This window comes from Pseudomonas sp. BO3-4 (assembly GCF_034044115.1).
Lineage (GTDB): Bacteria > Pseudomonadota > Gammaproteobacteria > Pseudomonadales > Pseudomonadaceae > Aquipseudomonas > Aquipseudomonas alloputida.
In genome coordinates this window covers 323,261-337,014 of the sequence record NZ_CP139018.1, presented here as the reverse complement: position 1 = coordinate 337,014, position 13,754 = coordinate 323,261, and the positions used below count along the sequence as shown (strand labels likewise).

The 13,754-nt window shown below is 61.9% G+C and carries 11 protein-coding genes and 2 pseudogenes; 4 read left to right on the top strand and 9 right to left on the bottom strand.

The window, feature by feature from the left end; all coding sequences use genetic code 11:
• Positions 1 to 6: 6 nt before the first annotated feature.
• Entirely contained in the window at positions 7 to 1,257 is a 1,251-nt protein-coding gene (locus REH59_RS01500; RefSeq protein ID WP_003255680.1) for a sarcosine oxidase subunit beta family protein, read from the bottom strand.
• Positions 1,258 to 1,272: 15 nt separating this feature from the next.
• Positions 1,273 to 2,526 (bottom strand): serine hydroxymethyltransferase, encoded by a 1,254-nt coding sequence (locus tag REH59_RS01495; protein ID WP_003255681.1) that lies wholly within the window; start codon positions 2,524 to 2,526, stop codon positions 1,273 to 1,275.
• 324 nt (positions 2,527 to 2,850) lie between these two features.
• Here REH59_RS01495 and REH59_RS01490 point away from each other — a divergent pair, with 324 nt between their 5' ends.
• Positions 2,851 to 3,891 carry a low specificity L-threonine aldolase gene (locus REH59_RS01490; RefSeq protein WP_014860938.1) on the top strand — a complete coding sequence of 347 codons (1,041 nt, stop codon included), beginning with the start codon at positions 2,851 to 2,853 and terminating at the stop codon, positions 3,889 to 3,891.
• Positions 3,892 to 3,925: 34 nt separating this feature from the next.
• Here REH59_RS01490 and REH59_RS28695 read toward each other — a convergent pair whose 3' ends face one another.
• The 4 genes and pseudogenes from REH59_RS28695 to REH59_RS01470 form a co-directional block, all read right to left on the bottom strand.
• A complete protein-coding gene (locus tag REH59_RS28695; protein WP_370688745.1) occupies positions 3,926 to 4,630 on the bottom strand; it encodes a methyl-accepting chemotaxis protein in 705 nt (234 codons plus the stop codon).
• Positions 4,631 to 4,837: 207 nt separating this feature from the next.
• Positions 4,838 to 5,680 (bottom strand): annotated as a pseudogene (gene mcpH, locus REH59_RS28690) (methyl-accepting chemotaxis protein McpH); the annotation flags it as partial.
• Positions 5,681 to 6,204: 524 nt separating this feature from the next.
• Positions 6,205 to 6,507 carry a cell division protein ZapA gene (locus tag REH59_RS01475; RefSeq protein WP_003255684.1) on the bottom strand — a complete coding sequence of 101 codons (303 nt, stop codon included), beginning with the start codon at positions 6,505 to 6,507 and terminating at the stop codon, positions 6,205 to 6,207.
• Positions 6,504 to 6,734 carry a hypothetical protein gene (locus tag REH59_RS01470; RefSeq protein WP_003255686.1) on the bottom strand — a complete coding sequence of 77 codons (231 nt, stop codon included), beginning with the start codon at positions 6,732 to 6,734 and terminating at the stop codon, positions 6,504 to 6,506. The genes REH59_RS01475 and REH59_RS01470 overlap by 4 nt, the downstream gene beginning before the upstream one ends.
• A 266-nt stretch (positions 6,735 to 7,000) precedes the next feature.
• Between REH59_RS01470 and REH59_RS28685 the strand changes: the two are divergent.
• Both REH59_RS28685 and REH59_RS28680 read left to right on the top strand, forming a co-directional pair.
• Positions 7,001 to 7,723: pseudogene (locus tag REH59_RS28685) on the top strand (MCP four helix bundle domain-containing protein); the annotation flags it as partial.
• Positions 7,724 to 7,753: 30 nt separating this feature from the next.
• Positions 7,754 to 8,626: a methyl-accepting chemotaxis protein gene (locus REH59_RS28680; protein ID WP_414003953.1), complete on the top strand. Its 873-nt coding sequence runs from the start codon at positions 7,754 to 7,756 to the stop codon at positions 8,624 to 8,626.
• A 108-nt stretch (positions 8,627 to 8,734) separates the two neighbouring features.
• On the opposite strand, the gene gbcB is transcribed toward REH59_RS28680, so the two are convergent.
• Positions 8,735 to 9,835 carry a glycine-betaine demethylase subunit GbcB gene (gene gbcB, locus REH59_RS01460; protein ID WP_003255691.1) on the bottom strand — a complete coding sequence of 367 codons (1,101 nt, stop codon included), beginning with the start codon at positions 9,833 to 9,835 and terminating at the stop codon, positions 8,735 to 8,737.
• Positions 9,836 to 10,130: 295 nt separating this feature from the next.
• On the opposite strand from gbcB, the gene gbcA reads away from it, so the two are divergent.
• Complete coding sequence (gene gbcA, locus REH59_RS01455) at positions 10,131 to 11,423, top strand: glycine-betaine demethylase subunit GbcA (protein WP_014589386.1); 1,293 nt, start codon at positions 10,131 to 10,133, stop codon at positions 11,421 to 11,423.
• A gap of 43 nt (positions 11,424 to 11,466) precedes the next feature.
• Here the strand turns inward: gbcA and REH59_RS01450 are convergent, their stop codons facing one another.
• Entirely contained in the window at positions 11,467 to 12,246 is a 780-nt protein-coding gene (locus REH59_RS01450) for an RHS repeat-associated core domain-containing protein (protein ID WP_245150136.1), read from the bottom strand.
• Between the two features lie 733 nt (positions 12,247 to 12,979).
• On the bottom strand, positions 12,980 to 13,750 hold the full coding sequence (locus REH59_RS01445) for an electron transfer flavoprotein subunit beta (protein ID WP_003255694.1): 771 nt from the start codon (positions 13,748 to 13,750) through the stop codon (positions 12,980 to 12,982).
• Positions 13,751 to 13,754 lie beyond the last annotated feature (4 nt).

Genomic DNA, 13,754 nt, shown 5'->3' with positions numbered 1-13,754 from the left:
CTCCGGTTAGTGGGCGACGGCGGCGGCGCCGTGTTCGTCGATCAGTGCGCCGTTGTAGAAACGGTCCATGGAGAACGGCGCGGCCAGTGGGTGCATTTCGCCCTTGGCCAGGCTCGCGGCGAAGACGTTGCCCGAACCGGGGGTCGCCTTGAAGCCGCCAGTACCCCAACCGCAGTTGAAGAACATGTTCTTGACCGGGGTTTTGGTGATGATCGGGCAGGCGTCCGGCGAGGTGTCTACGATGCCGCCCCACTGGCGGTTCATGCGAACACGCGAAAGGTTGGGGAACATCTCGACGATGGCCTGCAGGGTGTGCTCGATCACCGGGTACGAACCGCGCTGGCCGTAGCCGACCCAGCCGTCGATACCGGCACCGATCACCAGGTCGCCTTTGTCGGACTGGCTGATGTAGCCGTGCACGGCGTTGGACATGATCACGCTGTCGATGATCGGCTTGATCGGCTCGGATACCAGCGCTTGGAGCGGGTGCGATTCCAGCGGCAGGCGGAAGCCGGCCAGCTTGGCCATGTGCCCGGAGTTACCGGCGGTGACCACGCCGACGCGCTTGGCGCCGATGAAGCCTTTGTTGGTTTCCACGCCGATGACCGCGCCGTTTTCCTTGCGGAAGCCGATCACTTCGGTTTGCTGGATCAGGTCGACGCCCAGGGCGTCGGCAGCGCGGGCGAAGCCCCAGGCCACGGCATCGTGACGGGCAACGCCACCACGGCGCTGTACGGTGGCGCCGAGGATCGGGTAGCGGGTGTTCTTCGAGCAGTCCAGGTACGGGATTTCGGCCGCAACCTGGGCAGTGTTCAGCAGCTCGCCATCCACGCCGTTGAGGCGGTTGGCGCTGACCCGACGCTCGGAGTCACGCATGTCCTGCAGGGTGTGGCACAGGTTGTAAACGCCGCGCTGGGAGAACATCACGTTGTAGTTCAGGTCCTGGGACAGGCCCTCCCACAGCTTCATGGCGTGCTCGTACAGGTGCGCCGACTCGTCCCACAGGTAGTTGGAACGCACGATGGTGGTGTTACGGGCGGTGTTGCCGCCGCCCAGGTAGCCCTTCTCGATCACGGCAACGTTGGTGATGCCGTGCTCTTTGGCCAGGTAATAGGCCGTGGCCAGGCCATGACCGCCACCGCCGACGATGACCACGTCGTAAACCTTTTTAGGGGTTGGCGTGCGCCACATGCGCTGCCAGTTTTCGTGGTGGCTGAGGGAGTGCTTGAAAAGGCCGAAGCCCGAGTAACGTTGCATGGTGTGTGACTCCACTCAGCGGTAGACAGGGAAATCTGCGCACAGGGCCGCGACGTTCTTCGCCACATCGGCTTCGACGTCTGCGTCACCGAGGTTGTCGAGGATGTCGCAAATCCAGCCAGCCAATGCCACACACTGAGCGACCTTGAAGCCGCGGGTGGTGACGGCCGGGGTGCCGATACGCAGGCCCGACGTGACGAACGGCGACTGCGGGTCGTTCGGCACGGCGTTCTTGTTGACGGTGATATGCGCACGACCCAGGGCGGCGTCGGCGTCTTTGCCAGTCAGGCCCTGACGGATCAGGCTGACCAGGAACAGGTGGTTGTCGGTGCCACCGGAAACCACATCGTAGCCACGGTCGATGAACACCTGGGCCATGGCCTGGGCGTTTTCGATCACTTGCTGCTGGTAGGCCTTGAATCCGGGCTCCAGCGCTTCCTTGAAGCACACCGCCTTGGCAGCGATCACGTGCATCAGCGGGCCACCCTGGGCACCCGGGAATACAGCGGCGTTCAGCTTTTTCTCGATCTCTTCGTTCGACTTGGCCAGGATCAGGCCGCCACGCGGACCGCGCAGGGTCTTGTGGGTGGTGGTGGTGACCACATCGGCGAACGGGATCGGGTTCGGGTACAGGCCAGCGGCAACCAGGCCGGCAACGTGGGCCATGTCGACGAACAGCAGTGCGCCCACTTTGTCGGCGATGGCGCGGAAGCGTGGGAAGTCGAGGGTCTTGGAGTAGGCCGAGAAACCGGCAACGATCATTTTCGGCTTGTGCTCGACCGCCAGGCGCTCGACTTCGTCATAGTCGATCAGGCCGGTGTTGGTGTCGATGCCGTACTGGACAGCGTTGTACAGCTTGCCCGAGGACGACACTTTGGCGCCGTGGGTCAGGTGGCCACCGTGGGCCAGGCTCATGCCCAGGATGGTGTCACCGGCTTGCAGCAGGGCCAGGTAGACGGCGCCGTTGGCCGACGAGCCGGAGTGTGGCTGGACGTTTGCGTAGTCGGCACCGAACAGCTGCTTGGCGCGCTCGATGGCCAGGGCTTCTACCTTGTCTACGTGCTCGCAGCCACCGTAGTAACGCTTGCCAGGGTAGCCTTCAGCGTACTTGTTGGTCAGGCCGCTGCCTTGGGCCTGCATGACGCGCTTGCTGGTGTAGTTCTCCGAGGCGATCAGCTCGATGTGATCTTCCTGGCGCTGTTCTTCGGCATTCATCGCCGCCAGCAGTGCATCGTCGTAACCCTGGATCTGGTCTTGCTTGCTGAACATTGTGTATCTCCCGGCAGCGATCGTTTTTTGTCGTGGGGCACTGTGGCCCTTTGTGGCGATGTTATGACTGGCGGGGCCGGGTCAGATGCCTGCGCACGCCTTGCAATGGCGCGTTTACGACATTCTCTTTGTGCCACCCATGCGGGCCCCTTCGCGGGCGCGCCCGCTCCCACAGTGATTGGCGTTTGCAGGACCATTGTGGGAGCGGGCGTGCCCGCGAATAGGCCGGCACAGTAATGAACAGAAATCGCTGCACGGGTTGTATAGGCAAGTGCTGAATCGATGGTTTAGAGTGCTGATCTGCGTCGTTCACAGGACCGTGCCATGACAGACAAGAGCCAACAATTCGCCAGCGACAACTATTCCGGCATCTGCCCCGAAGCCTGGGCGGCGATGGAAAAAGCCAACCGCGGCCACGACCGCGCCTACGGCGACGACCAGTGGACCGAGCGTGCATCGGAGTACTTCCGCAAGCTGTTCGAAACCGACTGCGAAGTGTTCTTCGCCTTCAACGGCACCGCGGCCAACTCCCTGGCCCTGGCGTCGCTGTGCCAGAGCTATCACAGCGTGATCTGCTCCGAGACCGCCCACGTCGAAACCGACGAATGCGGTGCGCCGGAGTTTTTCTCCAACGGCTCCAAGCTGCTGACAGCGGCCAGCGTCAACGGCAAGCTGACGCCACAGTCTATTCGTGAAGTGGCGCTCAAACGCCAGGATATCCACTACCCCAAGCCGCGCGTGGTGACCATTACCCAGGCCACCGAAGTCGGCACGGTGTACCGCCCCGACGAGCTGAAGGCGATCAGCGCCACCTGCAAGGAGCTGGGCCTGAACCTGCACATGGACGGCGCACGCTTTACCAACGCCTGTGCTTTCCTGGGCTGCAGCCCGGCCGAACTGACCTGGAAGGCCGGTGTGGATGTGCTGTGCTTTGGCGGCACCAAGAACGGTATGGCGGTGGGCGAGGCGATTCTGTTCTTCAACCGCCAGCTGGCCGAAGACTTCGATTATCGCTGCAAGCAGGCCGGGCAACTGGCGTCGAAAATGCGCTTCTTGTCGGCGCCATGGGTCGGGCTGCTGGAAGATGGCGCCTGGTTACGCCATGGCAACCACGCCAATCATTGCGCGCAGCTGCTGGCATCGTTGGTCAGTGACCTGCCGGGGGTAGAGCTGATGTTCCCGGTGGAGGCGAACGGGGTATTCCTGCAGATGCCGGAGCACGCCATCGAGGCGCTGCGGGGCAAGGGCTGGCGCTTCTATACCTTTATCGGCAGCGGTGGCGCGCGCTTCATGTGCTCGTGGGATACCGAAGAAGCGCGGGTGCGTGAGCTGGCGGCGGATATCCGCGCGATCATTGGTGGCTGAGCGAGAGCCGGGGCCGCCTTGCGGCCCCCGCGATCTAGAGCCTGAACCCACCCATCTGCCGCGCCAGGTCATCAGCCAACCCACGCAACGCCTGACACTCCTCGCGGCACCCTTGCACCTCCGCCGCCGTCTCACGCGCCAAATCGGAAATCCCCTGCACCGTCCGATTGATTTCCTCGGTCACCGCCGACTGCTCCTCGGTAGCCGTGGCCACCTGGTGGTTCATGTCACTGATGTGCTCTACCTGGTCGGTAATCGCGCTCAGTGATGCCCCGGTGCGCTGGCTCGATTCCACGCCACTGCCGGTCGCCTGCTGCCCTGCCTGCATTGAACTCACCGCCGAACCTGCACCCAGCTTCAGGCGCTGGATCATCTGCTGCACTTCATCGGTGGACAGCTGTGTGCGCCGGGCCAGCGTACGTACTTCATCGGCCACCACAGCGAACCCGCGCCCCATCTCCCCTGCCCGCGCGGCCTCGATGGCAGCGTTCAACGCAAGCAGGTTGGTTTGCTCGGAAATGCTGCGGATTACCGCGAGCACTTCATCGACCGAGGCGACTTCGTCGGCCAGCTGGCTGACCGCATCGGCCGCCTTGCCGATGTCGCCCGACATGCCCTCGATGCCACGAATGGATCGTTGTACCACCTCGCGGGCCTGCAACGCCTCGTCTCGTGCCGACTGCGACGCCTGGGCCGCATCGCCGGCATTGCGGGCGATGTCCTGCACGGTCAGGCCCATCTCGTGTACAGCAGTGGCGACCATCTCGGTCATCTCCTGCTGGCGCCCGGAGCGCTCAGCGGTATTGTCCACCACCTGGGTTACCTGCTCCACGGCCCGCCGTAGCCGCTCGGAGGTACTCAACACCTCGCCGATCAGGCTGCGCTGGCTGTCCAGGAAGCGGTTGAAACCACGGGCCAGGTCACCCAGCTCATCCTGACGCGAATCGTCCAGCCGATGGCTGAGATCACCCGCTCCCCCGCCAATCTGAACCAATGCGGCGGTAACGCGGCGGATCGGCCGCACCAGGCCACGCGCCAGCAGTACCACCAACAGCAGCGACACCAACGCGACGGCGCCACCGATCAGGCTGGTCAGCCAGACGGCCTGATGCATTTGCGCGTAAATTTCCGACTCTGGCACTTCGGCCACAAGGGTCCAGTTGAGGTCGCGCAGCGGCAGGCCCAGCGCCAGGTAGCGCTCACCGTCACGGCTGAAGCGGCTGCTACGCAGGCTCTCGCCTCCGGTCATGACGCCTTTGGCTGCGTCCGCGCCAAGCTGTTCGGCAAGCTGACGCTTGCCACTGAAGGCAGCATCGGGATGCACCTGGATCAGGCCATCGTTGCGCACCAGAAACACCTTGCCGTGCTCGCCAAAGCTGAAGTCGTGGATCAGCTTCGATAATTCGGTCATGCGCAGGCCCATGCCGGCCACACCCACCAGCTTGCCTTCCTTTTCCACGCGATAGTCGATGAACAGAGCCAGTTCGCCGGTGGCACCATCGATGTCGATGTTGATGAAACGCTCGGCGCCGCTGTCGATGTAACCGTAAAACCACTTGTCCTTGGGGTTGCTGCGGCTGAGGGTGCGGTCCAGGCCGTTCTCGTTGTAGTAGTGGCCGGTTTCAGTCGAGGCGAACAGCGTAGTAAAGGCGTGGTTGCGCTGTTTGGCGGCGGTCAGGTATTCGATGAATTGGGGCGCCTGCGCGGGATCTTCACCGGCAGCAAGCCAGTCGCGCAGCAGGGTGTTACCGGCAATGTCCGCGGCAGCGACCAACGGTTGGCCCAGCATACGCTCGATGTCGTTGCGGATGGCTTCGATGCTGGCTGGCAGGGCAGTGTCGACCAGGTAGCGGTCGGTGAGGCGGTTGAGCGCCACGGTGAAGATAATGACCACCACCAGGATGCTCGCCAGCAAGGCAGCACCCATGCTGGTGATCAATTGCAACTGGATGCTCTTACGCCAGATACGCATGCCCTACTCCCCGCACATTATTGTTTTGCGGAAAGTGTATACACTTGCGTATCCAGTTAATCCAGTGATCTGAAGCAATCAGATGCACCCTGTAGGAGCGGGTTTACCCGCGAATGCGGTATTGAAGCCTCTGACGCATTCGCGGGTGAACCCGCTCCTACGGGGGGGACGGTGTACGGCCTTATTGCTCAGCGATGGTCCGCACCGTGGCGTCGATCTGCGCTTGAGTTCGCGCAAGGGTCTGCTGATGCCTGTAGGAGCGGGTTTACCCGCGAATGCGGTGTTGAAGCCACTGACGCATTCGCGGGTGAACCCGCTCCTACAGGGGAAGGTGTGCGGTCTTATTGCTCTGCAATGGTCCGCACGATGGCATCCACCGTGGCGTCGATCTGCGCTTGAGTTCGCGCAAGGGTCTGCTGATGCTCTTTCTGCAGTTCAACCTGTTTGGAGCACAGGTTAAGGGCAGCCAGCACCAGCAGTTTGTCACCGATCAAGGTCGGGTACTGACGCTTGGTCTCGTTAAGGGCTTTGTTGAGCATCCGTACCGCCTGGGCCAGGGTTTCTTCCTGGCCTTCGGGCGCCTTGATCGAATAGTCGATGCCGAGAATCGACACGACATTGATCGGCTGCTCTTGCAGTCTCATGCGCCAACAACGCCCGCGCTGGCGCGCTCGACCAGGGCCTGGATGCGTGCTGCGGTAGCGCCGTTCTTCTCTTCCTGTTCCATCAGCGACAGCTGCAGGGTTTCGTTCTCTTCCTTGGCCTGGGCCAGCTCCTGGCCAAGGGCGGTGTTCTGCTCGATGAGTTGAGCGTTTTTCTGCATCAGGTCGCTGACCAGTTGCTCGATTTGATTCAGGGAAGCTTCCAGCATGGGTCTATCTCAGGTTGTTGCGAGGGGCGCACACGATAAAGAAAAGTGCGGCCCATCGCCATTAAATATCGGATTCATAAGGTGTCTGACCCGCAGATTGACAGGGTAATCGACCCCTTGTTCCGACCTGGATCAACCGCCGGTCAGGAAAAGGTTCGCGGTTGCACAATTTTCCCCGGTCCCATTCAAGACTAACCAGTCACGACCGATAGCCCGGCAAGTCATGTTTTGTCGCTCTTTCCCCACTTGCCTGGATCCTGCTCTCCATGTCCCTACGCAACATGAATATCGCCCCGCGCGCGCTTCTCGGCTTCGCGCTCATCGGCCTGCTGATGCTCGGCCTTGGTATCTTCTCCCTGGTACAAATGGGCAACATCCGCCAGGCGGGCGTTGCCATCGAGCAAGTCAGCGTGCCCAGCATCAAGATCCTCGACGAACTCACCGCGCTGAACCTGCGCATGCGCACGCTTTCCTACCGCCTGCTGCTCAACCGCGAGCCGGCAACCCAACGCGATACCCTCGATCTGCTGGACCAGCGCAACAGCCAGATCGACCGTGCACGCCAGGCCTACCTGCCAATGATCGTCGCCGCCGACGAACAGGCAGCATTCGACCAGTACGGTCAGTTGCTCAACCAATACCGCCAGCTGGAATCGCGCATGCGCACACTGAGCCAGGCCGATCGCCTGGACGAATTGCGTGACCTGCTCAACCGCGACCTGCTGGCCAACTCCGAGCAGATCAACAAGGTCATGGACACCTTGGTACGCATCAACACTGACCAGACTCGCGCCACCAACGAAAAAGCCGCCAACCAGTATGCCGGCGCTTTCGCCCTGGTGATCGGCCTGCTGGTTGCCGCCACCGTACTGACCTTCACCTGTGCTTTCCTGCTGACCCGCAGTATCGTCAAGCCGATCGAAGAAGCACTCAAATGCGCCGAGCAAGTCGCCGACGGCGACCTGACCCACGTCATCCGCGCAGAGGGCACCGACGAAGCCGCCCGGCTGTTGCGCGCCATGGCGCGCATGCAGGACAAGCTGCGCGACACCTTGCAGCAGATCGCCGGCTCCGCCACCCAGCTGGCCTCGGCGGCAGAAGAGTTGAATGCCGTCACCGACGAAAGTGCCCGTGGCCTGCAGCAGCAGAACAATGAGATTGAACAGGCCGCCACTGCTGTCACCGAAATGACCAGCGCAGTGGAAGAAGTGGCGCGCAATGCCGTGAGCACATCAGAAGCGTCCAGTGAAGCCAGCCGCTCCACCGGCGATGGTCGTGACCTGGTGATGGAAACCGTGGGTGCGATCGAGCGCATGAGCGGTGATGTGCAGGCCACCGCCAAGCTGATTACTCACCTGGCCGAACAGTCGCGCGACATTGGCAAGGTGTTGGACGTGATCCGTGGCCTGGCCGACCAGACCAACCTGCTGGCGCTCAACGCAGCCATCGAAGCCGCGCGGGCCGGTGAAGCGGGCCGTGGTTTTGCCGTGGTCGCCGATGAAGTGCGGGCATTGGCCCATCGTACACAACAGTCGACCAGCGAAATCGAGCGCATGATCGGCAGCATCCAGGGCGGTACGGAAGAGGCGGTAGAATCGATGCGCACCAGTACCGAGCGCGCGGAGTCGACACTGAACATCGCCCGTGGCGCGGGCATGGCACTGGACACCATCGCCGGCGCGGTGGCGCAGATCAACGAGCGCAACCTGGTGATCGCCAGCGCAGCGGAAGAGCAGGCGCAAGTGGCGCGAGAGGTGGACCGTAACCTGGTCAACATCAATGACCTGTCGGTGCAGAGTGCTACCGGGGCGCATCAGACCAGCGCGGCGAGTGCCGAGCTGTCGCGCTTGGCGGTAGACCTCAATAGCCTGGTAGCCCGGTTCCGCACCTAGAAGCATTCGCGGGCACGCCCGCTCCCACAAGGTTCACCGCAGTCCTGAAGATAGCGATGGCCCTGTGGGAGCGGGCGTGCCCGCGAAGAATCCAGACTGGCCACTGGATCAGTAATCGATCCGCACATCCCCTTTCGGCACACTGCAGCACGACAGGATGTAGCCCTCGGCCTCGTCATCTTCGGTGATGCCGCCGTTGTGCTCCATCTCTACTTCGCCGCCCAGCTTGAGCACTTTGCACGTCCCGCAAATGCCCATGCCACAGGCTTTCGGGATCATCAGGCCGACCTTGGCCGCGGCCGCATGCACGGTCTCGCCCGGGGCGATGCGGATGCTCTTCTCGCTGCCGATGAACTCCACCAGATTGAGGTCGGAAACGTCCAGCTCAGGTGCATCGGCCGCCTGCTCGGCGTGCTCCACGGCGTCGGCTTTGGCTTCCGCCGGCGTCGCGCCGAACGACTCTTCGTGATAATTCTTCATGTCGAAGCCGACCGCTTCAAGCATGCGCTTGACCGCCGTCATGTACGGCGTCGGGCCGCAGCAGAACACAACGCGCTCCATGTAGTCGGGCGCAATCAACTCCATTAGCCGCTGGTTCAGGTAACCGCGGTAACCCGCCCACGGCTCGCCCAGGCCATGCTTTTCGCAAATGATGTGCAGGCTGAAGTTGGGGATGCGCGAAGCCATCTGTTCCAGCTCGCGGTGGTAGATGATGTCTTTCGGCGAACGGGCGCTGTGGACGAACACCATGTCGACGTTGGCATTGGTGTCGTAGAACCAGCGCGCCATCGACATCACTGGGGTAATACCGACGCCGCCCGACAGGTACAGCACCTTGCCAGCAGGGAAGTCGATGGCGTTGAACAGCCCCACCGGGCCGTGCACCGGCAGCTCGGCGCCTTCGTGCATGGTGTCGTGCAGGAAGTTCGACACCAGGCCACCCGGCACGCGCTTGACGGTGATCGAGAAGCTGTAGGGCACTGACGGCGAACTGGAGATGGTGTAGGACCGCATCACGGGCTTGCCTTCGATCTCCAGCTCCAGGGTGACGAACTGCCCCGGCTTGAAGAAGAACATGATCGGCTGGTCGGCCATGAAGCAGAAGGTGCGCACGTCCCAGGTCTCCTGGATGACCTTGACGCAGCGCACGATGTGGCGGCCGTTGGCCCAGGTCTGGGTAGTGACCGGATTGAGGAAGGTATCGGACATGTTCATCTCCAGCGGCCGACTATGGCCCTTTTCATGGCTGCGATAATGCGCAAGCTGAAGACGACGTACATTCCTGCCTGCGACATCGACGTGCTTATCGCGACCAGCCCCGTGGCACAAGGGCTGGCGCGTCGTTATTCAAATCGGCCATGTCGCCCATGGATACGGTTCGCGGCGTCTTCGGACGCACACTCCACGGCAAAAGAACTAGCTGTTTTATCTGAAGCAGCCTTGCGGCACCACAACAACGATTAGCCACCTTTTGCCGGCCGCATACGGCCCCGAGGAATACACGATGGACGTCACCGCAACCCTGAGCCTGGGCGATCCACTTGAACCTGCACGCAAGGCTACCGCCGAGATGTTGCAGACCCGCGAGCGCACCTACTCGCTGCCCCAGCCTTTCTACACCGACGAGCGTCTGTTCCAGATCGACATGCAGGAGATCTTCCATAAAGAATGGCTGATCGCCGGCATGACCTGCGAGATCCCGGCCAAGGGCAACTACATCACCCTGCAGATCGGCAAGAACCCGATCATTGTGGTGCGCGGTGCCGAAGGCAAGGTGCATGCCTTCCACAACGTCTGCCGCCACCGCGGTTCGCGCCTGTGCGTCAGCGAGAAAGGCAAGGTGGCCAAACTGGTGTGCCCATATCACCAGTGGACTTACGAGCTGGACGGCCGCCTGCTATTCGCCGGCACCGAGATGGGTGCTGACTTCGATATGAACCAGTACGGCCTCAAGCCCGTGAACGTGAAGGTCGCCGGCGGCTACATCTTCATCAGCCTGGCGGAAAACCCGCCTGCCATCGACGAGTTCCTGGCCACGCTGGACCATTACATGGAACCGTACGACATGGAGAACACCAAGGTGGCGGTGCAAACCACCTTGATGGAAAAGGCCAACTGGAAGCTGGTGCTGGAAAACAACCGCGAGTGCTACCACTGCAACGGTTCGCACCCGGAACTGCTGCAAACCCTGCTGGAGTGGGACGACACCAACGACCCGCGTGCCAGCCAGGAATTCAAGGACCACGTGGCCGCCTCCGCCGCTGCCTGGGAAGCCGAGAAGATCCCTTACCTGCACAAGAGCCACGGCCTGCGTAACCGCATCGTGCGCATGCCGCTGCTCAAGGGCACCGTGTCGATGACCATGGACGGCAAGCAGGCCTGCCAGAAGCTGATGGGTCGCATCAAGAACCCGGACCTGGGCTCGATGCGCATCCTGCACCTGCCGCACTCGTGGAACCACTGCATGGGCGACCACATGATCGTGTTCACGGTGTGGCCGATCAGCGCCCAGGAGACCATGGTCACCACCAAGTGGCTGGTGCACAAGGATGCCGTCGAAGGTGTGGACTACAACCCCGAGAACATGCGCAAGGTGTGGGACGCCACCAACGACCAGGACCGCCGTCTGGCGGAAGAGAACCAGCGTGGGATCAACTCCACGGCGTATCAGCCTGGCCCTTACTCGAAGACTTACGAGTTTGGTGTGGTGAACTTCATTGACTGGTACAGCGGGCGGCTACTGAACAACCTGGGAGCAGAGCCTGCGCCGTATCTGAAGGAAGTGCAGGCGCAGTAACCCGTACCCCCCACTGGCACGGCAAATTGCCGTGCCAGTGGGTTTATGGTCGCCTTATGTCCCGATTCGGAGACGGAGGCGGCGCACTGGGTTCAGTGCCCCAGCGACGCCACGCATCCGCAGCTGCTCGACCTGCCGAAGCGATCCTGGCCCCGAGTGCCGTGCCTCTGCCCCACACGTACGAAGCCCCTTCGACGACCATGCGCACACCGGTGACTTCATAGAATGTCTCCCAGGCTACCCTTACCCCCGACACTCCGGGCTGTCCTACCCCCCTCCACACAGCCTGTGCCGCCTCGGCGTTGGAGAACAAGCCACCGCTGATGTTCCCAATTGCGTTGCCCAGCCCCAGGCGACGGCCGTGACTGGTCAGTACATTACCAATCCACCCTTGTTCGACTCCGCTCATTGCGGTGCCTGCAACCCCCATTACTCCTGTGTAGAAAAGGCTAGTATTACCAATCCGGGCTCTTAGGCTCGGCGCGGTATATTCCGGACCGGAATGCGGTCTTTGCAACTCGGCGACCACGTTTCTGGCCGTTCGCGCGATAGCCCCGCCCAGCGTCACCGAACTTGAAAACATGCTTATGCCACTGATCGCCGGGCTAATCACGTCGACCTGGGGGCGGGCGGACTGGGTGGCCGGGACGGCGCCACTGGGGTCGACCCGGTTGATCGGGTCGCCACCGCAGTAGGCATAGGCATTCAGCCCACCCTCCGAGAAAGGGCTGAGTGAGTCGGCAGAGTGAAAGCGCATCAGCACAGGGTTGTAGGTTCGCCGGCCATTGCCCAGGTGATAGCAACCCGTCAGGCGATCGACCATCTGCCCGGCGAAGGCAATATTTCTTGCACCAGCATAGGCCCCGTATGCTGAATACGACCTTGGAATCCCGCCCATGTGGGTAGGGATAACGGGTTGCAGCATGCCATGCATGATGAACGCTCAGCCGATAGTGAGCGCTCATTCTACCCGCCTGAAACAGGACTGCTAACTGATAGAAATGATAGGTTCTTGGTACTTATTCACAGGTTTTGACTTGGGTGATCCTGAGTTTTTACCTGCACTCACCAAGAACGTAAGCCAGAGCAGCGTTAGAGCCCGATTGGCTGTTTTCTGATCAAAGCATTCGAAGACAGGAACGGCGGGGCCTACAGCCGCTCTCAAACAGATTATCCACAGAGCGGCTAACAGAGATTGTGGGAAAGCCCCGACAAGAACCAGCATCGACCGCATCAAGCGAAGCCGACGGAAGCTGATCACTTTATGATCTAAACCGTGTAAGCACCGTTATATAAGGCTCCCAGCCATGAACCAACAATTTATCCACACCTTGGCGAACAGATTCCGTGGGCAAAACGGAGCGTACCTGACGGTTCGTCCAGTTTGCTGGAATCCAGGCATGTGACGGGGGAAATGAATAACTTATACACAGGGGACTGGGCTATGGATTGTGTCGCAGGGGCCGCAGCGGGCCCCAGGATCTCGAGTCTGGCTCAGGATTGTCAGGGGGCTGCCAAGCGGCCCATCGCGTCACACAGGCCGCTCCCAGGGGGACTCAGCGCAGTACGCCCTCTTCCACCAGCAGCTTGAGGATCGCCTCAGCGCCTTCCTGCGGCGAAACGTCCTTCAGCACCTTGCCACCACCGCCACTGGCCTTGGCCGTCGCGGCCTTCATGCGGTCGGCGCCACTCTTGGCCTTGATCACCTTCAAGCGCTTGGGCCGTGGACGGGCCGGTTGCAGCTCGGCTTCAGCCAACAGCTCATCTTCGACAATAGCCACGTTACGCGCCGCCAATACCCCCCGACGCGCAGGCCCAAAAGCGCTCTGGCGCGGCTTGGGCGCCGCGTTATCCACAGTCGCCAGCAATGGCAGACGCACCTTCAAGCGACGCCGCTGACCACGCGGCAGAGCCTGCAACACCTGGGCGGTACCGTTGTCGATCGACTCCACCTCAGCCAACCCGACAATCAGCGGCCAACCGAGCTTTTCGGCCAGCAGGAACGGCAACATGCCCGAACCCTCGCCAGTCTCGGCCTGGCTGCCGGTCAGCACCAGCTGGGCCCCGGCGTCGCGCAGATAATCGCCCAGCACGCCCAGCACATCGGCACCGGCCGGTTGCTCCAGCACGTCCAGGTGGTCCAGGCCCATGCCCAGGTAAGCGCGCAACGCCTCTTCCTGTGGATCGCCAGCATGCACCACCTGCAAGTTATCCCCAGCCAGCTGCAAACCCAACTCCACGGCACGGGCATCCTGCTCGGCGCGGCGGGCGCGGCCAGAGCTGGGGTGGGCACCAATGGAAACCAGGCTGATCACTTTCGTACTCATGCTC